We start from the raw sequence: 21010 nt of genomic DNA, 5'->3' as shown, positions 1-21010 counted from the left end.
TTCAGCCTACGTAGATCTTGCTGCCTTCACGCTGAAGCTCAACAGGCACCAGACAGCGCTTGTTGTCAACGTGATACTGGAACTCGCTACGGAAATGCTTGATGAAACTCTTGACCGGCATAGCAGCCGCATCACCTAGCGCGCAAATAGTCCGACCCATGATGTTGTCGGAAACGCTGTCGAGCAAATCGATATCTTCTTGCCGACCTTGACCGTGTTCAATTCGATGAATGACGCGGTAAAGCCATCCGGTTCCTTCCCGGCACGGCGTGCATTGGCCACACGACTCTTCGTGATAGAAGTACGACAAGCGCTCCAGCGCCTTGACCATGCAGGTGCTTTCGTCCATCACGATAACCGCGCCGGATCCAAGCATGGAGCCCGCTTTCGCAATACAGTCGTAATCCATCGTCGAGTCCATCATGATGGATGCCGGCAGCACCGGTGCTGACGAGCCACCGGGAATCACAGCCTTAAGCCTACGACCGCCGCGCATACCCCCCGCCATCTCCAACAATTCCGGGAATGGGGTACCGAGCGGAACTTCATAGTTGCCAGGACGATTTACATGCCCGGAAACCGAAAACAACTTGGTGCCACCGTTGTTTGGTTTCCCCAATGCCAAGAACGCCTCGCCGCCGTTATTAATGATGTACGGAATCGACGCAAAGGTCTCGGTGTTGTTAATCGTCGTCGGCTTGCCGTAGAGCCCGAAGCTTGCAGGGAACGGCGGCTTGAATCGCGGCTGTCCTTTCTTGCCTTCGATTGACTCAAGCAATGCGGTCTCTTCTCCGCAGATGTACGCGCCGTATCCATGATGAGCAAACAAGTCAAAAGAAAACGACGATCCAAGAATATTCTTGCCCAGGAATCCGGCCTCACGAGCTTCAGCAAGAGCCGCCTCGAAACGCTCGTAGATCTCGAATATCTCACCGTGGATGTAGTTATATCCGCGTTCGCAGCCCATCGCGAACCCGGCAATGATCATGCCCTCGATGACCATATGCGGGTTATAGCGTAGAAGATCGCGGTCTTTGAACGTACCAGGTTCGCCTTCGTCCGAATTGCAGCAAACATACTTCGCACCAGGAAACTGGCGCGGCATGAAACTCCACTTCAGCCCCGTCGGGAAACCGGCACCGCCACGCCCCCGAAGCGCGGACTTCTTGACCTCAGCGATGACCACTTCTGGAGTGATGCCTTCGCTGATGATCTTTTTCAAAGCTGCATATCCCCCGCGCTTAACATAGTGCGAAAGGCTCCAAGTGTTGTCGCCATCGAGACCGGCGAGGAGAAACGCCTTTTCACTCATTTGCGTAGCTCGCTGATGAGTTGATCCATCTGCGTCTCGGTCATACGGCAGCACATCCGATGGTTATTCACAAGCAAAACGGGCGCGTCGCCACAAGCCCCCATGCATTCACCCTCTTTCAGGGTGAACTGGCCATCCGGCGTCGTCTGATTGAATTCGATCCCAAGCTTGTGCTTGAGATACTCACCCGCATCGGCGCCACCAGAAAGCGCACACGGCAAATTGGTGCAGACCGTCAGTTTGTGCTTGCCGACCGGCTGAAGGTCATACATGTTGTAGAAACTGGCAACTTCGTACGCGGCCATCGCTGGCATGCCAAGATAGGCGGCCACGTACTCGATCGTTTCAGCGGCGAGCCAGCCCTTTTCCTGCTGGGCGATGCGCAACGCAGCCATTACCGCCGACTGTTTCTGGTCCGCGGGATACTTGGCGACTTCTTGGTCGATCTTGCCTAATGATTCCGAGTTCAACATGACTCGTTCATCTCTCTTCTGAACGTCGGACTGCAGTTAACGGTCGATCTCGCCGAACACGATATCCATCGTGCCAATAATCGCGACAACGTCCGCAATCATGTGGCCACGGGCAATAGCATCCATCGCGGCCAAATGCGCGAATCCCGGCGCGCGAAGCTTCACACGGTAAGGCTTGTTTGCACCGTCGGAAATCGCATACACCCCAAACTCCCCCTTCGGATGTTCAACAGCGGCATACGCTTCGCCTTCTGGAACATGCATCCCTTCGGTGAACAGTTTGAAGTGGTGAATCAACTCCTCCATGTTCTCCTTCATGGCCGAACGAGAGGGAGGTGCAACTTTATGGTTATCGCAAATCACCGGACCCGGATTCTTGCGCAACCAGTCAATGCATTGCCGAATAATTCGGTTGGACTGCCGCATCTCTTCCATGCGAACGAGGTAGCGATCGTAGCAGTCGCCATTCACACCGACCGGAATGTCGAAATCAACGCGGTCGTAAACCTCGTAAGGCTGCTTTTTGCGCAAATCCCATTCGACGCCCGACCCACGCAGCATTGCCCCGGTGAACCCATGAGCCAGCGCCTCTTCCGGCGACACCACGCCGATCCCGACGGTACGTTGCTTCCAGATGCGATTATCCGTCAGCAGCGTCTCATACTCGTCGACATAACCAGGGAAACGACGCGTGAAGTCATCCAGAAAGTCGAGTAAAGATCCTTGTCTGGCTTCGTTCAACTGCGCGACCGTTGCCGCATTGCGGTACTTCGACACCTCGTATTTGGGCATCTGGTCCGGCAAATCACGATAAACGCCGCCGGGCCTGTAGTACGCCGCGTGCATACGAGCACCCGATACCGCCTCGTAGGCGTCCATCAGATCTTCGCGTTCGCGGAATGTATAGAGAACCATCGTCATCGCACCAATATCCAGTGCGTGCGTGCCGATGTTCAGGAGGTGATTCAGGATGCGCGTAATCTCATCGAACATCACTCGGATGTATTGAGCGCGAAGCGGCACTTCCAAGCCGAGCAATCGTTCAATGGACATGCAATAGGCATGCTCATTGCACATCATCGAGACATAGTCCAGCCGATCCATGTATGGAACAGACTGGATCCAGGTGCGCGTCTCAGCGAGCTTCTCGGTGCCGCGGTGAAGCAACCCGATATGCGGATCGGCGCGCTCTACAACCTCGCCATCCAGCTCGAGAACCAGACGCAAAACGCCGTGAGCGGCGGGGTGCTGCGGCCCGAAATTGATTGTGTAATTACGAATCTCAGCCATGCCCAACCTGCCCGTAGGTTTCTTCGCGAACGATTCGTGGCGTCACTTCACGCGGTTCAATAGTGACGGGTTGATAGACCACTCGCCCCTGTTCCGCGTCGTAGCGCATTTCGACAAAGCCAGAAATCGGGAAATCCTTGCGGAATGGATGTCCGACGAAACCGTAGTCAGTCAGGATTCGACGCAGATCAGGATGCCCCTCAAACATCAGGCCAAACAGATCGAACGCTTCACGCTCAAACCAGTTCGCACTTGGCCAAACGCCAACTACTGACGCTACCACTGGGAATTCGGCAGATTCCGCAAACACCCGCAGACGCAAACGCCAGTTATTCCGCACCGACAGCAAATGAGAGACGCCGGCAAACCGTGCCACAGACGACGAACGCGTCGAGTGCGTTGAGTAATCAACGCCGCACAAATCGATCAGCTGTTCAAACCCAAGACTCGGGTCATCTCTCAACGCAAACGCCACAGCAAGGTAGTCCTTCGCGGAAACCTCAATGGTCACCTCTCCGCGATCGCAGACGATAGTCTGGATCCGCGGACCGAGGACAGCATGTAGCGCCTCTTGCAGTTTTTCGAGCTTTGCACTCATGAGGGCTCTTTGCCTTATCGAGCGATCGTGTTGGTTCTCTTGATCTTGTTCTGCAACTGGATGATCCCGTACAGAAGCGCCTCAGCGGTCGGAGGACAGCCAGGAACGTAAACGTCCACCGGCACAATACGATCACACCCCCGGACAACCGAATAGGAATAGTGGTAGTAGCCGCCACCGTTGGCACACGACCCCATCGAAATCACCCAACGCGGCTCGGCCATCTGGTCATAGACTTTGCGAAGAGCTGGCGCCATCTTGTTGCAGAGCGTTCCAGCAACGATCATGACATCAGACTGACGAGGGCTCGGTCGGAATACAACCCCAAAACGATCAAGGTCGTAACGAGAGCACCCCGCGTGGATCATTTCGACGGCACAACACGCAAGACCGAAGGTCATTGGCCACAGCGAGCCCGTTCGCGTCCAATTCAGAACGCTATCCAAGGTCGTGGTAACAAAACCCTCGCGGAATACACCTTCAACACTCATTGCGTCCCCCAACGCCTCGCCCTAACGCGAAACGTACGGTTATTCCCAGTCCAGCGCGCCGCGCTTGCGCACGTAGATATAGCCAACAATCAAGACACCCAGAAACACAAGCATCTCGAAGAAGCCAAATAGACGAATCGACTCGTTGCCCGCAATTTCCTTGAGAATTGATGCCCAAGGAATCAGAAAGGCAACCTCGATATCAAAGAGGATGAAAAGAATTGCAATCAGGTAATAACGCACATCAAATTTGATGCGCGCATCCTCGAACGCCTCAAAGCCACACTCATAGGGAGAGAGCTTTTCTGGCTCGGGATTGTGGCGCCCAAGAATGCGCCCAGCGAGCAGCATCACGCCGCCTACCGCAATACCGACAAGGATGAAAATCAATACCGGGAAATAGTTCTCGAGCATGATCGTAGAGTCGGGAATTGCATCAGATGGAGAAACGCCCGCTTACGCGGGCGTTTCGAATTATTGGTGCCGACGGTGAGACTCGAACTCACACGGCTTGCGCCACCACCCCCTCAAGATGGCGTGTCTACCAATTTCACCACGTCGGCACGCTTACAACAGAAAAGAATTATATATAAACAATTCAGCCTTGCCAAGAATTTCTTTACTTCGGAATCTCTTGGGCCGCGCCCGGGGCACTCGCAGGTTTCTCGGCCGTTGCCGGCTGCGATTGCACTGCTGGCGCGCCCTCCATGACACTCTTTGCGGGGCCAGCGCGATGGCTTGCCAAGTAGGTCAGCGCCAAACTCGTGACGAAGAAGACCGTAGCCAAGACCGCGGTCGTTCGGCTCAGAAAATTCGCCGAACCCGACGCACCAAAAAGACTGCCAGATGCGCCACCGCCAAATGACGCACCCATGTCCGCGCCTTTGCCGTGCTGCACCAACACCAAGCCGATCACTGCAACGCCCACGAGAACGTGAACCGTCAGGACAAGGCCGAAGAATATTCCGCTCACGCGATACCCCAGTTTAATTACTACAAAACCCGGCAGTGTAGTCCAGCCTCGCGCCAGGCACAAGCCACGCCCTACTCCAACGCTTGGCGAACCGTCTCGGCAAGCCGTTGGGCGACCGCTTCAACCTGCGTGGGGTCTTCGCCCTCAACCATTACGCGAAGCAGCGGTTCGGTTCCGGACGCGCGAAGCAAGACGCGGCCGCGGTCACCGAGCTCCAGCTCTGCCGCGGTTACCGCATCCTGAATGCTCCGATCGGATTTCCAGTCAAAGCCGCCGGCGGTTCGGACGTTCACAAGCCGCTGAGGAAAGAACTTGAGCGCACCACAGGCGTCGGCAAGGGTCTCGCCCGCATCGCGCAACGCTGCAAGGACCTGCAAGGCGGCAACAATACCGTCGCCGGTGGAGTGGCGGTCCAGGCAGATGATATGGCCCGAATTCTCGCCACCTAACTTCCATCCGCGCTGCTCGAGCAACTCAAGCACATAGCGGTCACCAACCTTGGCGCGCACGAATTCAACGCCTAGCGCCTCGATCGCGCGCTGAAATCCAAGGTTGCTCATCAACGTACCAACGACGCCAGGCAGTCGGCCCTGAGCCTTCTGCATGCGAGCGATTACATAGATCAACATATCGCCGTCATAGATTCGACCGGCGCGGTCCACCATCATGAGGCGATCGCCATCGCCATCGAGCGAGATACCGATATCAGCGCCTTGCGCCAAGGTAAAAGCGCGGATCGCCTCAGGGACGGTGGCACCTACCTGATCGTTGATGTTGAAGCCATTAGGCTCCTTGCCGATCGCAACGACCTCTGCACCGAGTTCATGAAATACACGTGGCGCAATGTGATACGCGGCGCCATGAGCACAATCCACAGCAATCTTCAGACCACGCAGATCAAGGTCATTCGGAAACGTGCTCTTGCAGAATTCGATATACCTGCCGGCTGCATCATCGATACGGCGCGCACGCCCCATGGATGCGGAATCCGCACAACCAATTGGCTGATCGAGCCGCTCCTCAATGGCGGTTTCTGTCGCGTCCGGAAGTTTGGCGCCGCGCGCCGAGAAGAACTTAATACCGTTGTCGTAATAAGGGTTATGTGAGGCGGAAATCACGACCCCTGCATCAAGACGAAGCGCCCGCGTCAAATACGCGACCCCAGGGGTAGGAATCGGTCCAGCCAACACCACGTCAACACCAGCCGCAGCGAAGCCGGCCTCCAAAGCGGCCTCAAGCATATAGCCGGAGACGCGAGTATCCTTGCCAATCAGCACCGTTGGCCGCTCATGCCCGCGTGTCCCCTGCTGTTCGGCACACAGTGTTCGACCCGCCGCGTACCCCAGTCGCATCACAAAGTCAGGCGTGATCGGAGCATTGCCTACACGTCCCCGCACTCCATCCGTGCCGAAATACTTGCGCGCCATTGCAGTCTCCGTATTGTTTCGCAGGTCAATGAATAGGCTAGCCGTTGGCCTCAAGCCCAAGTTCACGCCAAAGATTTAGCGCAGCCACCGTCTCAGCAACGTCGTGGACCCGCAAGATCGCAGCGCCGCGAGCGGCCGCCGCCACAGCAGCTACCGCGCTCGCCGTGACACGTTGATCGACCGGAAAGCCAGTGAGTTGCCCGAGCATCGTCTTGCGCGAGACACCAACAAGGACAGGCCTTATGGCTCGAAACGATTCGAGCGCGCGGAATAGCGCCAGATTGTGTTCGAGTGTCTTGCCAAAGCCAAAGCCCGGGTCAACGACAATACGATTCTGGTCAATACCTGATTGTCGAAGCGCATCGAACCGATCGCTCAAGAACGCATACACCTCGCCGACGACATCGGCGTAGACCGGTGATGTCTGCATACTTCTCGGTTGGCCCTGCATGTGCATGACGCACACGGCGCAGTTGCTTTCGGCAATCGCGTCGATCGCCCCCGGCTCGCGCAACCCGTTGATGTCATTGATCATGGACGCGCCAGCTCTGATTACAGCCTGCATGACCGACGGTTTAACCGTATCGACCGAGACTGGACAGCCGAGGGTTGTGAGGGCCTCGACAACAGGCACAACCCGGGCCAACTCCTCGTCGACCGACACTCCCAAAGACCCAGGACGGGACGATTCGCCACCAACATCCAGAATGTGAGCCCCGGCATCAATCGCGCGCTTTGCCTTGTCGACGAGCGCATCCAGCCGACCCGCCAGCCCGTCGCCGCTGAAGGAGTCTGGCGTGGCATTGATAATCGCCATCACCAGCGGACGCGCGAGGGATAAGCGATAGGATCCGAGACGTATTTCGTTCATGCAAAAACGAAGGGCCGGCTTAGCCGGCCCTTTTCACTGTGGAATTCTTCTTAGGCAGGAGCCGTTGCGCTAGGTGTCGAATCGGCAGGGCCATCGGACACCGGGGGTTTCGGCTGCCCACTGGCGTGGGGCGGACGCGGCGGGCGGCCCGCCATGATGTCAGCGATCTGGTCGGAATCAATAGTCTCCCACTCCAGCAACGCCGCCGTCATTGCCTCAACCTTATCGCGGTTGTCTTCGAGGATCTTTCTCGCCAAAGCGTACTGTTCATCGACGATCCGGCGAATCTCGGTATCAACTTTCTGAAGTGTCGCTTCCGAGAGATTCTTGTGTGTCGTGATCGACCGCCCAAGGAAGACTTCACCCTCGTTCTCGGCATAAACCATTGGTCCGAGCGCCTCGGACATCCCGTAGCGCGTCACCATATCGCGAGCGATGCTGGTCGCACGCTCAAAGTCGTTTGATGCACCAGTCGAGACGTTACCGACAAAGATTTCTTCTGCTACGCGACCGCCAAACAGCATGCAGATCTGCGCCAGCATCTGGTCTTGATAGAGACTGAAACGGTCCATCTCCGGCAGCGACCACGTCACACCAAGTGCCCGTCCGCGTGGAATCACCGTGACTTTGTGAACCGGGTCGCAACCCGGCAGCACCGAACCAATAATCGCGTGGCCTGACTCGTGGTAAGCGGTCTTCTTCTTTTCCTCCGGCAAGATCACCATGGATTTCCGTTCGGCGCCCATGAAAATCTTGTCCTTGGCGCGCTCAAAGTCATCCATGTCGACCAGGCGCTTGTTCGAGCGAGCGGCGAACAGTGCAGCCTCGTTGACAAGGTTGGCCAGATCCGCACCCGACATGCCCGGCGTGCCACGCGCAAGAATGTTCGCATCGACGTCAGGCGACACAGGCACCTTGCGCATGTGCACCTTGATGATCTGCTCGCGACCGCGAATGTCCGGCAGCGGAACGACGACTTGCCGGTCGAAGCGGCCTGGACGCAGCAACGCTGGATCCAGTACATCCGGACGGTTCGTTGCGGCAATCACGATGACGCCAGTTTGGCCCTCAAAACCGTCCATCTCGACCAGCAACTGGTTCAGCGTCTGCTCGCGTTCATCGTTTCCGCCGCCAAGGCCCGCGCCACGCTGGCGACCCACCGCATCAATCTCATCGATGAAGACGATGCAAGGCGCCTGCTTCTTGGCATTCTCGAACATGTCGCGAACGCGTGCGGCACCAACACCAACAAACATTTCAACGAAGTCAGAACCGGAAATGGAGAAGAACGGCACCTTCGCCTCACCGGCAATGGCCTTGGCAAGCAGCGTCTTACCTGTACCCGGCGAACCGACCATCAGCACGCCTTTGGGAATCCGGCCACCAAGCTTCTGGAACTTCGACGGATCGCGCAGGAAGTCGACCAACTCGGCGACCTCCTCTTTTGCCTCGTCGCATCCCGCGACGTCCGCAAAGGTGATCGAATTAGTCGACTCGTCCAGCATCCGAGCGCGACTCTTGCCGAAGGAGAAGGCTCCGCCTCGGCCACCGCCCTGCATCTGACGCATGAAGAAGATCCAAACGCCAATCAACAGCAGCATCGGGAACCACGAGACGAAGATGCTCATCAGGAGCGATTGCTCCTCTTCGGGCTTGGCCGTGATCTTGACGCCGTAGCGCATCAGATCGCTAACCATCCAGAGGTCCTGCGTACCCGGCGTAAAAACCGTGATCTGCTTGTTGTCCTGGGTCGTTGCACGCAGTGTGCGGCCTTCAATGGTGACCTTGGCGATCCGCCCCTGCTTGGCTTCCTCCATGAACTGGGAGTATTCCATCTGGCTTTGCGCGGTCTGCCGGCTATTGAACTGGTTGAACACGGTCATCAGCACGATGCCAATCACCAACCAGATCGCAAGATTCTTGAAAAGATTGTTCAAGTCGCTTCCTTCTCAGGCCCGAACGGGGCCACTCCCCACAGTAGACCGGATCATTCTATGACCGTTCAACGGCTGACGCCAACGCAGCCCCTGCCCGGCCGTGCAATCAGAGACGTTTCGTCTGACCAAGCAAGTACACTTCCGAGCTTCGGTCGCGTGAGGCCGCCGGCTTGCGAACCTGCACCTGCGAAAAAACGCGCCCCATCGCCTTGCGGTACTCATCGAACCCAGACCCCTGAAAGACCTTCACCAACATGTTGCCACCCGTAACAAGGTGCCGTTCGGCAAAATCAAGCGCGAGCTCGCAGAGGTAGATCGAACGCCCTTGGTCAATCGTCGCAATACCCGAGATATTGGGGGCCATGTCGGAAAGCACAAGGTCCACGTGTCGACCGTTCAGACGACGAACCAGTTCGTCGAGTATCGCCTCGTCCGTAAAATCCCCCTGAATGAAGTCAACACCGCTGATGGGCTCGAAATCCAGCAAATCGAGTGCGATCACCGCACCACCCGGCAGCACCTTGCGCGCAACCACCTGAGTCCAGCTACCCGGCGCCGCGCCGAGTTCGACCACGACTTGTCCGCGCGACAGCAGGCGATCCTTCTGATCGATCTCGGTCAGCTTGAACGCCGCACGCGAGCGAAAGCCCTCGGCCTTGGCGCGCTGCACCCAAGGGTCGTTGACATGCTCCTGCATCCATTGTTTGCTGGTCTTGGTTCGCTTCATCGCACTAAAATGCAGGTTTGCACAAGAAATTCCATATGAACACACTCACCGCAGCACAGCGTCGCGATCTTCGCGCCAAGGCGCACGGGCTCGACCCGGTCGTAAGTATTGCCGAAAAAGGGCTTGCGCCTACGGTACTCAAGGAGATCGACCGTTCGCTGACCGCGCACGAGCTGATCAAGATCCGCGTCTACGGCGACGACCGCGAGGCGCGTCAGCAATACATGGACACCATCTGCAACGAGCTTGGGTGCGCTGCCGTGCAGATGATCGGCAAGCTCCTGGTCGTCTATCGGCCGTCGCCCGAGCTCGCAGAAAAGGCAAAGACAGCAGTCAAAGCACCGGCAATTAGCCCACGCGTCACGCCACGATCCGCCGCACGCGGTGATGCTCGCACGCTTGCTCGGCCTGCGACCCGCCTGAAGAGCGGCACCATCGCGCGCAACATTGCGGGTCCGCGCGGTGGTTTAGCGCCGCGAAGTGGCGGCCGCAAACCCGGCGGCGGACGCTAAAGCGAAGTATCGCTGAGGCCTACCGCCTCAGCGACGCCCGCTTGCGGTTTCAAGCACCACCAAGGCGCCGCCAAGCGCACACTGGATCAGGTAAAGGATGCTCGATACGCCGTGCCATGCGGCGAAGCGATCGCGAACCAAGCTCTCCATCACTTCGCGCGGCATCGCCTCTGCCTTGAGCTGGGCCAGCAGAGGCTGGATACCGAAAAGACTGGCCAAGGTCAGTAGCAGCATCAGCACCACCACCCAGAGCGATGCACGTTTGAAGGCCTGCCCCCCGGCATCAATGATCTGAAAGATGATCAAGAAGCAGGCGCTACCGACGCCGAGCCATGCCGCAATCGAAAACAGTCGCCCGGCAATTGCCCCGGCAATGCTGCGATCCTGCAGCGCAGAAAAGAGCGTCGGCGCAACGATGCCGCCGATGGTCCAAAGGGCACCGACCCACAGCGTCAGTGCCAGGAAGTACAGCGGCCGCCCGATCTGGTTCATGAATCAGATGTATTTGACGTCGAGGATCTCGTATTCGCGCACACCACCGGGCGCCTGGACCTCAGCCACATCGCCCGCGTACTTGCCGATCAGCGCACGCGCGATAGGCGAAGAAACCGAGATCTTGCCGCACTTAAGGTCGGCCTCGTCCTCGCCGACGATCTGGTAAGTCACCGAATCGCCGGACTCAAGGTCCTCCAGATCCACCGTTGCACCAAAAACACAACGGCCGTCGGCATCCAGCAACTTCGGATCAATGATCTGGGCCGATGAAAGCTTGCCTTCGACCTCTTTGATGCGGCCTTCGATGAAGCCTTGGCGTTCCTTGGCTGCATCGTATTCGGCGTTTTCCGACAGATCGCCATGTGAACGCGCCTCGGCGATTGCCTCGATCACGGCCGGGCGATCCACCGTTTTCAGACGCTGCAGTTCGGCGCGGAGCATTTCCGCGCCGTTAATGGTCAGTGGAACCTTGTTCATTTACGTTGCCATTCAAGCCAGTTCGGCGTGCAGAGCCTGCAGCGCGTACGGCGTCAGTTCGGACAGGTGGCGAATGCCGAGGCACGCAGCACGCGCACCTTCGATGGTCGTCTGGATCGTGACCTTGGCAGCAAGCGCGCTGGTACGGATCGAACGCGAATCGGCGATAGCCTGGCGCTTTTCTTCGACCGTGTTGATGATCAGACTGATCTCGTTGTTCTTGATCATGTCGACGATGTGCGGACGCCCTTCGGTGACCTTGTTCACCGGCGTAACGGGAATACCCGCCGCTTCGATTGCCGCCGATGTGCCACGCGTCGCCACCAGCTTGAAGCCGAGTTCCACCAGCTCGCGAGCCACCTCAATCGCCTTCGGCCGATCCGTCAGCTTGACGCTGATGAACGCGGTACCGCCGGTGGGCAAGCGAACGCCAGCCGCCAGCTGACTCTTGACGAAGGCTTCGGCAAACGTACGGCCGACACCCATCACCTCGCCGGTCGACTTCATTTCCGGCCCTAGGATCGTATCGACGCCAGGGAACTTGGCGAACGGGAAGACGGCTTCCTTGACCGAGAAGTAAGGCGGAATAACCTCGCCCGTGACACCTTGGTCCGCAAGCGAACGTCCAGCCATGCAGCGAGCAGCAATCTTCGCCAGCGGCAGCGAACAGGCCTTGGAGACGAACGGCACGGTACGGGATGCACGTGGATTGACCTCGAGCACGTACACCACGGCGGCGTCGCCCTTGCCCTGGATCGCGAACTGCACGTTCATCAGACCACAGACGTTGAGGCCGCGGGCCATCAGCTCGGTCTGACGACGCAGCTCATCTTGCAGCGCCTTGGACAACGTGTAGGGCGGCAGAGAGCAAGCCGAGTCGCCCGAGTGGACGCCCGCCTGTTCAATGTGCTCCATGATGCCGCCGATGATGACTTGCTTGCCGTCGGACAGCGCATCCACGTCGACCTCGGTCGCATCGTTCAGGAAGCGATCGAGCAGCACCGGCGAGTCGTTCGATACCTTCACAGCCTCGCGCATGTAGCGCTCGAGGTCCTTCTGCTCGTGCACGATTTCCATCGCACGGCCACCAAGCACATAGGACGGACGGACCACCAGCGGGTAGCCAATCTCGGCGGCCAGGCGGACAGCCTCCTCCGGTGCGCGGGCGGTGCGGTTGGGCGGCTGCTTCAGGCCGAGGTCGTTGAGCAGCTTCTGGAAGCGCTCGCGATCTTCCGCCGCGTCGATCATGTCCGGCGTGGTGCCGATGATCGGCACGCCATTGGCTTCGAGTTCGCGCGCCCGCTTGAGCGGGGTCTGGCCGCCAAACTGCACGATCACGCCGACGGGCTTCTCGACCGCAACGATCTCGAGGATGTCTTCCAGCGTCAGCGGTTCGAAGTACAGCCGATCAGAGGTGTCGTAGTCGGTGGAAACGGTTTCCGGGTTGCAGTTGACCATGATGGTCTCGTAGCCGTCTTCGCGCAGCGCGAGGGCGGCATGGACGCAGCAGTAGTCGAACTCGATACCCTGTCCGATCCGGTTCGGCCCACCGCCCAGCACCATGATCTTCTTGCGATTGCTCGGCTGGGCCTCGCACTCGTCCTCGTACGCCGAGTACATGTACGCGGTATCGGTGGCGAATTCAGCTGCGCAGGTATCGACGCGCTTGAACACCGGGCGCACGCCCAGCGTGTGACGTTGCAGGCGAACGCTGGTCTCGTCCGTGGCGAGCAGCTTCGACAGGCGACGATCCGAGAAGCCCTTGCGCTTCAGGTCGCGCAACTCAGGCGCCTGCAGCGCCTTGAGCGAACGGCCGACCAGCGACTTCTCCGTCAGCACGATGTCTTCGATCTGCGCCAGGAACCACGGGTCGATCTTGGTCAGTGCATGCACCTGATCCAGGGTCATGCCTTCGCGGAACGCCTGACCCACATACCAGATGCGCTGCGCGCCCGGGTTCGCGAGCTCGCTCTCGAGTTCCTCGCGATCGCATTCGACCTCATCCAGGCCGTAGGCTCCGGTCTCAAGACCACGCAAGGCCTTCTGGAACGACTCCTGGAAGGTGCGCCCCATCGCCATGACTTCGCCGACCGACTTCATCTGAGTCGTCAGGCGATCATTCGCAGCCGGGAACTTCTCGAATGCGAAGCGCGGAATCTTGGTAACGATGTAGTCGATCGACGGCTCGAACGATGCCGGGGTGGCGCCGCCGGTGATGTCGTTCTTCAGTTCGTCCAGCGTGAAGCCGACGGCCAGCTTCGCGGCGATCTTCGCGATCGGGAAACCGGTCGCCTTCGAGGCCAGCGCCGACGAACGCGACACGCGCGGATTCATCTCGATGACGATCAGGCGGCCATCCTTCGGGTTGACCGAGAACTGCACGTTCGAACCGCCGGTATCCACGCCAATCTCGCGCAGCACGGCGATCGACGCATTACGCATGATCTGGTACTCACGATCGGTTAGCGTTTGTGCCGGGGCGATCGTGATCGAGTCGCCCGTGTGAACGCCCATCGGGTCGAGGTTTTCGATCGAGCAGACGATGATGCAGTTGTCGTGCTTGTCGCGCACGACCTCCATCTCGTATTCCTTCCAGCCGAGCAGCGATTCTTCGATCAACAGCTCGCGGGTCGGCGAAAGATCGAGGCCACGGGTGCAGATCTCGACGAACTCTTCGATGTTGTAGGCGATGCCGCCACCGGTGCCGCCCATCGTGAAGGACGGGCGGATGATCGCGGGGAAGCCGACCTTGGCCTGTACGGCCATCGCCTCTTCCATCGAGTGCGCGACGCCGGAACGGGCGGATTCGAGGCCGATCTTGGTCATCGCCTCCTTGAACTTCTGGCGATCCTCGGCTTTGTCGATGGCATCGGGTTTCGCACCGATCATTTCGACCTTGTACTTGTCGAGCACACCGTTGTGCCACAGATCCAGCGCGCAGTTCAGCGCCGTCTGGCCGCCCATCGTCGGCAGCACCGCATCCGGGCGCTCCTTTTCGATGATGCGTTCGAGCACCTGCCAGGTGATCGGCTCGATGTACGTCACATCGGCCATCTCCGGGTCGGTCATGATCGTCGCCGGGTTAGAGTTAACCAGGATGACGCGGTAACCCTCGTCACGCAGCGCCTTGCAGGCTTGCGCGCCGGAATAATCGAATTCGCAGGCCTGGCCGATCACGATCGGACCAGCGCCGATGATCAGGATGCTCTGGATGTCTGTACGCTTGGGCATGTCTCTTCACCACCGGGGCGAGGCGCGCAGCTCAGGGCTGCGCGCCGGGATAATTACTTCTTGGCTTGCTCGAGGAAGCCAACGAAACGGTCGAACAGGTAGGCCACGTCGTGCGGGCCGGGGCTCGCTTCCGGGTGCCCCTGGAAGCACAGCGCGGGACGATCTGTCCAGGCCATGCCCTGCAGGCTGCCGTCAAACAAGGACACATGGGTCACCTTGACGTTGGCCGGCAGCGTGGCCGGATCGGCGGCAAAACCATGGTTCTGACTGGTGATCAGCACACGGCCTGAATCAAGATCCTTGACCGGATGGTTCGCGCCGTGGTGGCCAAACTTCATCTTCATGGTCTTCGCGCCGGCAGCCAGCGCCATCAGCTGATGACCAAGGCAGATACCGAAGGTGGGAATCTTGCGGTCGAGGAACTCACGGATCGCAGCGATGGCGTAGTCGCAAGGCTCCGGATCACCAGGGCCGTTGGAGAGGAATACACCATCCGGATTGAGGGCCAGCACCTCTGCTGCAGAGGTCTTGGCAGGCACCACGGTCAGCTTGCAGCCGCGCTCAGCGAGCATGTGCAGGATGTTGCGCTTGACGCCAAAGTCGTATGCCACGACATGGAACCGGGCCGCAGCCTGCTCGCGAAAGCCTTCGCCCAGCCGCCACTCGCCGCTGGTCCATTGATAAGCCTTGTCGGTAGTCACGACCTGGGCCAGATCCATCCCAGCGAGGCCAGCAAACGCCCGCGCCTCGGCGATAGCAGCTTCCACGTCAATCGTCTCGCCCACGGCGGCAGTAACGATGCAGCCCGACTGTGCGCCCTTTTCGCGAAGAATCCGCGTGAGCTTACGGGTGTCGATCCCTGCGATCGCGACGACGCCTTCCTCCTTGAGGTAGACGTCGAGCGAACGCTCGGCACGGAAGCTCGAGACACGCAGTGGCAGATCGCGCACGACCAGCCCGGCGGCGTAGGTGCGACCGGCTTCGCAGTCTTCACTGTTGGCACCCGTATTGCCGATGTGCGGATGTGTCAGCGTCACGATCTGGCGGGTGTAGGAAGGGTCGGTCAGGATTTCCTGGTACCCCGTAATGGCGGTATTGAAAACCACTTCACCGACGGACTTGCCGGCGGCGCCGATCCCCTTGCCGTGAAACACCGTACCGTCGGCGAGCGCGAGCAAGGCTGGGGGAAATGCTGTCACAGCGGACTCCCTGAAACTATCGCTAAATTCCGGAATTCTGAGCGGACGCCGGAACCGGCGCCGGACATGAAAAACGGGATTCGCCACATGGCGCATCCCGCTTTCAAGATCGAGAAATTGTAGCAATTACCGCCGCTTACGGCAAATCGAGCGTGCTGTCCCTAATCCAGATCAGATCACTTGGCCTGTTCGCGCCGTAGATAATTGGCCAAGCGGTCCAGCTCCGGGATCAAATCCGCCAAGCGGGCGAGCGCCTCCGGCCCCTTCGCATTACGCGCAGCAATCTCCAGCTTCAAGGCACAGTCAGCTGCCGCGGACGCACCGAAGATGCCCGCCGAGGCCTTGAGCGAATGGGCACCACGCGACAAGGCCTCCCAGTCGGATCGTTCTGCTGCACGCAGTAGTTCCGACCTGGAACGGCCATAGTCCTGCAGAAACACACCAATCAGCATCTGCACGGCGGATTCATCGCCGTCGAGCGTATCGCGTGTCTGGTTCAGATCGGCCACATCGCCGCTCGTCACGAAAGGATCCCCCTCGATCTCGGTGCGCGACCCGTCATAGTACTCGTCGCTCACCGTTTCCTGACGCACCACTCGCTTGAGCGCAGCAAACAGTTCGGCCGGCTTGAGTGGCTTGACGACATAGTCATCCATGCCGGCCTCCAGGCACCGGTTCTTGTCGGCAGGCATGGCGTGCGCCGTCATCGCGATGATCGGAATCGACTCAAGCAGCCCGGTGCCCGCCCAACTCCTGCGCGCCTCACGTGCCCGGATCGCGCGGGTCGCTTCAATTCCACCCATGACGGGCATTTGCACATCCATCAGGATGACGTCAAAGCGCCCATCGCGATCGAAGTACTCGACCGCCTCGGCGCCGTTGTTCGCCAGCACCACCCTGTGCCCTGCCCGCTCCAGCACTTTCTGCGCAACCGCCTGATTGACCGGGTTATCCTCGACCAGCAAGACATCCAGCGGCTCGGCAATCGCCTCGGTTGCAGCCCGCGCCGCAACAAGATCAAACTCTGCCAGCGAGAAGCCACTACCGGCATCCACCCCGAACGCGAGCAGCGCGGCATCAACAAGATCGCGGCGCGAGAACGGTTTGACGAGGTGAGCCCGCGTACCCAACCGCCGGCAACGGTCGGCATCCTCACGCTGATTGGGCGTATTGAGGAGCATGACAATGCGCTCACACGACGCACCAAGGTCGAAGAATCGCGACGGGAGCGAAAACCCGCCGGGCTCACCCAGGCCTGCATCGACCAGCAGCAGGTCGTAATAGCCCCCCGCCTCGGCGGCCGCTTTCAATGCGGCCTCAGCCGACTCGACGGAATCGACCCAAACCACCGGCAGGCCTGCCGCACCCAGCCAGCCATGTATCCGCTGCGCCAGGGTCCGATTTTCAAGCGCCAGCAGCGCGCGACGGCCTGCAAACTCGGGCCGGCAGGTAAGAGGCGCCGGGTCTTCGAGCACCTCGGCGCGTAGCGTGAATCGGAAGCAGCTCCCCTTCTCGGGGGTACTTTCGACCCAGATTCGCCCGTCCATCAACTCGACGAGGCGTCGGCAGATTGCCAGACCGAGGCCGGTCCCGCCGAAGCGACGGGTGGTCGACGTATCAGCCTGCGAGAAAACGTCAAAGATGGCGCCATGTTTCTCGGCAGGAATACCGATACCCGTATCCCGGACAGAAAACTCGATCCGTGCAAAAGCGCCGTCGCGCTCAAGCACACGAACGCCGACCTCGACTTCGCCGTGCTCGGTAAATTTGACAGCGTTGCCGATCAGGTTCAGCAACACCTGCCGCACACGCCCCGGATCACCCTTGAGCCGCACCGGCACGTCGTCGTCGATGCTGGCGATCAGCTCCAGGCCCTTCTGGTGAGCGCGTAGCGCAAGCGCCTTGATCGAATCCGCCACCGTGTTGAACAGCGCGTAGTCGATCAGCTCCAGATCCATCCGCCCAGCCTCGATCTTGGAGAAGTCGAGGATGTCGTTGATGATCGTGAGCAGGGCCTCGCCAGAGGACTTCACCGTTTCAAGGTAGCCGCGCTGCTCGGAATCGAGGTCGGTATCGAGCGCCAGTTCCGTCATGCCGATGATGCCGTTCATCGGCGTGCGGATCTCATGGCTCATGTTGGCCAGAAAATCGCTCTTTGCGCGGTTGGCTGCCTCTGCCGCTTCTTTGGCATTCAGCAGTTCGAGCTCGAAACGTTTGCGCTCGGTGATGTCGCGATGGGTACCGACCAGACGCAAGGCCTTGCCCTGCGCATCGCGCTTGACCACCTTGCCACGGGCGAGAATCCATTTCCAGTCGCCGCGCTGCGTCCGCATGCGGAACTCGCAATCGTAGTCCGTGGCGGCGCCTGTCACGTTGTCGTCCAAACGCGCCCGCATCAGCGGAAGATCGTCGGGATGGACCAACGACTGCCATCCTTCGACGGTCGGAGACACGTCGTCGAGCGACAGACCAAGCATCGCGACCCACCGCGCACTGAAATGCACCGCCCCGGAGGCGACATCCCAATCCCATATGCCGTCTTCGGAACTGTCCAGCGCGAGCTTCAACCGCTCTTCGCTGACACCGACCAGCAAGGAGGATTCGCGACGTTCGCTGACGAGCGCCGACAAGGACTGCGACAGCTCGTCGGCCGCCAGGCGCTCAACCGCCTCTTCGCCGCGTCGATCACCCAAGCCGCGCAGCGCATCCCGCAGGGCATTCAAGACCGCCTGCTGTGCGTCGCATTGCTTGCGTAATCGGGCGTTCTCGTTCGACAACGTCGAGCCCGCCCCCACCTCGGAGACCGGCTGCGCGGTGAGCCTTTGTTCGTAGCGGCGGTAAGCACCACCAACCATCGACAGCAGATCCGCCAGCGCTACCGCAAGCTGATCCGGCCGCCAAGGCTGCCTTGCGATGGCCGCGAGCAAACCGGCAGGAGAGTCAACGCCGAAAGCGCGTTTCAGTTGGTCGGCCAGCAATTCGCCAGCCGGGAGCTCGGTGGAACTGGAGTTACGATCGTCGCCAGGTTGTGTGGCTTGCATTCGGTCGTACCGTAGGAAGAGCTTGGGCCAGAGTTAGCACATCACCCGCACAGCGTACCTGAAGCGTCGACACGATCGCCAATGGCTTTTGCTAAGCCATCGGTAGCGAGCGCCCTACTTCAGCCCAAGCACGTCCTGCATGTCGTAGAGCCCAGCCTCGCGGCCCTTCAGGAATGCGGCGGCACGCAAGGCGCCAAGCGCATAGGGCATGCGGCTGGAGGCCTTGTGTGTAATCTCTACCCGCTCACCGAGTCCGGCGAACAGCACCGTGTGGTCGCCAACGATGTCACCACCGCGCACCGTGGCAAAACCAATCTGCTGCGCCGGGCGCTCGCCGGTAACACCTTCACGGCCATACACGGCACAGGCCTCAAGGTCGCGCCCGACCGCGTTGGCCACCACCTCGCCCATGCGCAGCGCCGTACCGGAAGGCGCATCGATCTTGTGCCGGTGATGAGCCTCGATGATCTCGATGTCGTAGCCGCTCGCCAGGATCCGTGCAGCGACGTCCAGCAGCCGGAAGACGGCGTTGACGCCAACGGCCATGTTCGGCGCGAACACCACAGGAATCGTCTCGGCCGCGCGGGCGATGGCCTCCTTGCCGGCTGCATCGAAGCCAGTGGTACCAATGACCATTGCCTTGCCCGCAACACGCGCCGCCTCAAGGTGGCGCAAGGTGCCTTCCGGGCGGGTGAAATCGATCAGGCAATCAGCCACGTCGAACGCAGCGGCAACATCCGAGCTAATCGCCACCGACTGGCCAATACCGACCAATTCACCGGCGTCGCGCCCAAGGAAGGGGCTATCCGGCAGATCGAGGGCCGCGGCCAGCGCACACGCCGGATCCCGCAAAGTGGCCTCGATCAGCATCCGGCCCATGCGTCCGGACGCACCGGCGATCGCGACGTTGACGGTCATGCTCAATCCTCGAAAGACGATTCGTTGCTGCGATTGGTGGGTACGGCAGGCTTACTTCTTGCGCGGCTCGATTTCGATCAGGCGATTCTGTCCGTCATCGTTGGGCGGCGCCGGCTGGATGTCGCCATCCCAGCGGGCAAGCTTTCCGTCAACGAAGTAAACCGAGAACACCTTGCGATCGACCGACGAGCTGCGACCGGAGCGGAACTCATACGGATAGTCCCAGCGATCCGCATGGAACGGATCATTCAGCAACGGGGTGCCAAGAATGAAACGCACTTGCTCAGGCGTCATGCCGGTCTTCAGACGACCGACCATTTCGCCGGTGATGGACATGCCTTGCCGGACGTCGACCCGATACGGGCGCAGCCATTCGCAACCGCTCGTCAAGGGGATCAGGCAAAACAGGGAGAGCAGTACGGCAGAGCGAAAACTCAAGCGCGGCATGGATTCGACGGAGCGAGTCGCGTTTTCAAATGGAGCGTCAGACTATATCATAAGGGTCTGAACCGACCCCCGTGCCAGGCCTCCATGACCAATTCCCAAAGTCTCAAGAGCATGGGTCTCAAAGCCACTCTGCCCCGGCTCAAGATCCTGGAACTCTTTCAGCGTACCGACCAGCGTCACCTCACCGCGGAGGACGTCTATCGCATGCTGATGGCCGAAAACATGGATATCGGGCTTGCGACTGTGTATCGCGTTCTGACGCAGTTCGAACAGGCGGGTCTGCTCGAGCGCCATCACTTTGAATCCGCGAAAGCGGTATTTGAACTGAACCACGGCCAGCATCACGACCATCTTGTCTGCATGCAGTGCGGACGCGTCGAAGAGTTCTACGATGCCGACATCGAAGAGAAGCAGAACCGCATCGCCAGCGACCGCGGTTTCAAGGTGCGTGAGCATGCGCTTCACCTGTATGTCGACTGCCTCAAGGACGATTGTCCGCACAAGCGGAACATGCCGCCCGCGTTCCCGCTGAACGCCAACGAGTAAAGAATAACGGCGCCCTCGGGCGTCGTTTTTATTCAGGCTGTGCTC

Annotated in this window: 20 protein-coding genes and 1 tRNA gene; 2 read left to right on the top strand and 19 right to left on the bottom strand. The window is 59.7% G+C overall.

Features of this window, described 5'->3' with window-relative positions:
• Position 1 precedes the first annotated feature (1 nt).
• The 12 genes from nuoF to HH302_RS05000 all read right to left on the bottom strand — a co-directional run bounded on the left by nuoF (position 2) and on the right by HH302_RS05000 (position 10099).
• On the bottom strand, positions 2–1312 hold the full coding sequence (gene nuoF / locus HH302_RS05055) for an NADH-quinone oxidoreductase subunit NuoF (protein ID WP_172199035.1): 1311 nt from the start codon (positions 1310–1312) through the stop codon (positions 2–4).
• Positions 1309–1785 (bottom strand): NADH-quinone oxidoreductase subunit NuoE, encoded by a 477-nt coding sequence (gene nuoE / locus HH302_RS05050; RefSeq protein ID WP_172199032.1) that lies wholly within the window; start codon positions 1783–1785, stop codon positions 1309–1311. Before nuoE ends, nuoF begins: the two co-directional genes overlap by 4 nt.
• Positions 1786–1821: 36 nt before the next feature.
• On the bottom strand, positions 1822–3075 hold the full coding sequence (locus HH302_RS05045) for an NADH-quinone oxidoreductase subunit D (protein WP_172199029.1): 1254 nt from the start codon (positions 3073–3075) through the stop codon (positions 1822–1824).
• Entirely contained in the window at positions 3068–3673 is a 606-nt protein-coding gene (locus HH302_RS05040) for an NADH-quinone oxidoreductase subunit C (RefSeq protein WP_172199026.1), read from the bottom strand. Before HH302_RS05040 ends, HH302_RS05045 begins: the two co-directional genes overlap by 8 nt.
• Before the next feature lie 14 nt (positions 3674–3687).
• Positions 3688–4164, bottom strand: coding sequence for an NADH-quinone oxidoreductase subunit B family protein (locus tag HH302_RS05035; protein WP_172199023.1), 477 nt, complete (start codon positions 4162–4164; stop codon positions 3688–3690).
• Positions 4165–4203: 39 nt separating this feature from the next.
• On the bottom strand, positions 4204–4578 hold the full coding sequence (gene ndhC / locus HH302_RS05030) for an NADH-quinone oxidoreductase subunit A (protein WP_172199020.1): 375 nt from the start codon (positions 4576–4578) through the stop codon (positions 4204–4206).
• Positions 4579–4642: 64 nt separating this feature from the next.
• Positions 4643–4727 (bottom strand) — tRNA-Leu (locus HH302_RS05025).
• 56 nt (positions 4728–4783) lie between these two features.
• On the bottom strand, positions 4784–5137 hold the full coding sequence (secG, locus tag HH302_RS05020; protein ID WP_172200742.1) for a preprotein translocase subunit SecG: 354 nt from the start codon (positions 5135–5137) through the stop codon (positions 4784–4786).
• 71 nt (positions 5138–5208) lie between these two features.
• Positions 5209–6564 carry a phosphoglucosamine mutase gene (gene glmM / locus HH302_RS05015; RefSeq protein WP_172199018.1) on the bottom strand — a complete coding sequence of 452 codons (1356 nt, stop codon included), beginning with the start codon at positions 6562–6564 and terminating at the stop codon, positions 5209–5211.
• Between the two features lie 37 nt (positions 6565–6601).
• Entirely contained in the window at positions 6602–7435 is an 834-nt protein-coding gene (folP, locus tag HH302_RS05010) for a dihydropteroate synthase (protein ID WP_172199013.1), read from the bottom strand.
• Between the two features lie 50 nt (positions 7436–7485).
• Positions 7486–9372, bottom strand: a complete 1887-nt coding sequence (gene ftsH / locus HH302_RS05005; RefSeq protein WP_172199010.1) for an ATP-dependent zinc metalloprotease FtsH — start codon at positions 9370–9372, stop codon at positions 7486–7488.
• A 106-nt stretch (positions 9373–9478) separates the two neighbouring features.
• Positions 9479–10099 carry an RlmE family RNA methyltransferase gene (locus tag HH302_RS05000; RefSeq protein ID WP_172199007.1) on the bottom strand — a complete coding sequence of 207 codons (621 nt, stop codon included), beginning with the start codon at positions 10097–10099 and terminating at the stop codon, positions 9479–9481.
• Positions 10100–10134: 35 nt separating this feature from the next.
• On the opposite strand from HH302_RS05000, the gene HH302_RS04995 reads away from it, so the two are divergent.
• A complete protein-coding gene (locus HH302_RS04995; RefSeq protein ID WP_172199004.1) occupies positions 10135–10611 on the top strand; it encodes a YhbY family RNA-binding protein in 477 nt (158 codons plus the stop codon).
• A gap of 27 nt (positions 10612–10638) precedes the next feature.
• Here the strand turns inward: HH302_RS04995 and HH302_RS04990 are convergent, their stop codons facing one another.
• The 7 genes from HH302_RS04990 to HH302_RS04960 all read right to left on the bottom strand — a co-directional run bounded on the left by HH302_RS04990 (position 10639) and on the right by HH302_RS04960 (position 20410).
• Entirely contained in the window at positions 10639–11103 is a 465-nt protein-coding gene (locus HH302_RS04990) for a DUF4149 domain-containing protein (RefSeq protein WP_172199001.1), read from the bottom strand.
• Positions 11104–11106: 3 nt separating this feature from the next.
• Complete coding sequence (gene greA / locus HH302_RS04985; RefSeq protein ID WP_172198998.1) at positions 11107–11583, bottom strand: transcription elongation factor GreA; 477 nt, start codon at positions 11581–11583, stop codon at positions 11107–11109.
• Positions 11584–11595: 12 nt separating this feature from the next.
• Positions 11596–14814 (bottom strand): carbamoyl-phosphate synthase large subunit, encoded by a 3219-nt coding sequence (gene carB / locus HH302_RS04980; RefSeq protein ID WP_172198995.1) that lies wholly within the window; start codon positions 14812–14814, stop codon positions 11596–11598.
• Positions 14815–14867: 53 nt separating this feature from the next.
• Positions 14868–16013 carry a glutamine-hydrolyzing carbamoyl-phosphate synthase small subunit gene (gene carA, locus HH302_RS04975; RefSeq protein WP_172198992.1) on the bottom strand — a complete coding sequence of 382 codons (1146 nt, stop codon included), beginning with the start codon at positions 16011–16013 and terminating at the stop codon, positions 14868–14870.
• A gap of 176 nt (positions 16014–16189) precedes the next feature.
• Positions 16190–19054, bottom strand: coding sequence for a response regulator (locus tag HH302_RS04970; RefSeq protein WP_172198989.1), 2865 nt, complete (start codon positions 19052–19054; stop codon positions 16190–16192).
• A gap of 114 nt (positions 19055–19168) precedes the next feature.
• Positions 19169–19972 (bottom strand): 4-hydroxy-tetrahydrodipicolinate reductase, encoded by an 804-nt coding sequence (dapB, locus tag HH302_RS04965; RefSeq protein ID WP_172198986.1) that lies wholly within the window; start codon positions 19970–19972, stop codon positions 19169–19171.
• A gap of 51 nt (positions 19973–20023) precedes the next feature.
• On the bottom strand, positions 20024–20410 hold the full coding sequence (locus tag HH302_RS04960) for an outer membrane protein assembly factor BamE (RefSeq protein ID WP_246479619.1): 387 nt from the start codon (positions 20408–20410) through the stop codon (positions 20024–20026).
• 93 nt (positions 20411–20503) lie between these two features.
• Here HH302_RS04960 and fur point away from each other — a divergent pair, with 93 nt between their 5' ends.
• Positions 20504–20965: a ferric iron uptake transcriptional regulator gene (fur, locus tag HH302_RS04955; protein ID WP_172198980.1), complete on the top strand. Its 462-nt coding sequence runs from the start codon at positions 20504–20506 to the stop codon at positions 20963–20965.
• Positions 20966–21010: the final 45 nt, after the last annotated feature.

This window comes from Niveibacterium sp. COAC-50 (assembly GCF_013184235.1).
Taxonomy (GTDB): Bacteria; Pseudomonadota; Gammaproteobacteria; order Burkholderiales; family Rhodocyclaceae; genus Niveibacterium; species Niveibacterium microcysteis.
This window is presented reverse-complemented; position numbering and strand designations above follow the sequence as displayed.

Bases quoted from the DNA above. Each gene is read 5' to 3' on its own strand.
- dapB (WP_172198986.1), bottom strand. From the start codon at position 19,972: ATGACCGTCAACGTCGCGATCGCCGGTGCGTCCGGACGCATGGGCCGG.
- HH302_RS05045 (WP_172199029.1), bottom strand. From the start codon at position 3,075: ATGGCTGAGATTCGTAATTACACAATCAATTTCGGGCCGCAGCACCCC.
- HH302_RS05000 (WP_172199007.1), bottom strand. From the start codon at position 10,099: ATGAAGCGAACCAAGACCAGCAAACAATGGATGCAGGAGCATGTCAAC.
- nuoF (WP_172199035.1), bottom strand. From the start codon at position 1,312: ATGAGTGAAAAGGCGTTTCTCCTCGCCGGTCTCGATGGCGACAACACT.
- HH302_RS05040 (WP_172199026.1), bottom strand. From the start codon at position 3,673: ATGAGTGCAAAGCTCGAAAAACTGCAAGAGGCGCTACATGCTGTCCTC.
- folP (WP_172199013.1), bottom strand. From the start codon at position 7,435: ATGAACGAAATACGTCTCGGATCCTATCGCTTATCCCTCGCGCGTCCG.
- nuoE (WP_172199032.1), bottom strand. From the start codon at position 1,785: ATGTTGAACTCGGAATCATTAGGCAAGATCGACCAAGAAGTCGCCAAG.
- HH302_RS05035 (WP_172199023.1), bottom strand. From the start codon at position 4,164: ATGAGTGTTGAAGGTGTATTCCGCGAGGGTTTTGTTACCACGACCTTG.
- HH302_RS04990 (WP_172199001.1), bottom strand. From the start codon at position 11,103: ATGAACCAGATCGGGCGGCCGCTGTACTTCCTGGCACTGACGCTGTGG.
- greA (WP_172198998.1), bottom strand. From the start codon at position 11,583: ATGAACAAGGTTCCACTGACCATTAACGGCGCGGAAATGCTCCGCGCC.
- ndhC (WP_172199020.1), bottom strand. From the start codon at position 4,578: ATGCTCGAGAACTATTTCCCGGTATTGATTTTCATCCTTGTCGGTATT.
- glmM (WP_172199018.1), bottom strand. From the start codon at position 6,564: ATGGCGCGCAAGTATTTCGGCACGGATGGAGTGCGGGGACGTGTAGGC.
- HH302_RS04995 (WP_172199004.1), top strand. From the start codon at position 10,135: ATGAACACACTCACCGCAGCACAGCGTCGCGATCTTCGCGCCAAGGCG.
- fur (WP_172198980.1), top strand. From the start codon at position 20,504: ATGACCAATTCCCAAAGTCTCAAGAGCATGGGTCTCAAAGCCACTCTG.
- carB (WP_172198995.1), bottom strand. From the start codon at position 14,814: ATGCCCAAGCGTACAGACATCCAGAGCATCCTGATCATCGGCGCTGGT.
- HH302_RS04970 (WP_172198989.1), bottom strand. From the start codon at position 19,054: ATGCAAGCCACACAACCTGGCGACGATCGTAACTCCAGTTCCACCGAG.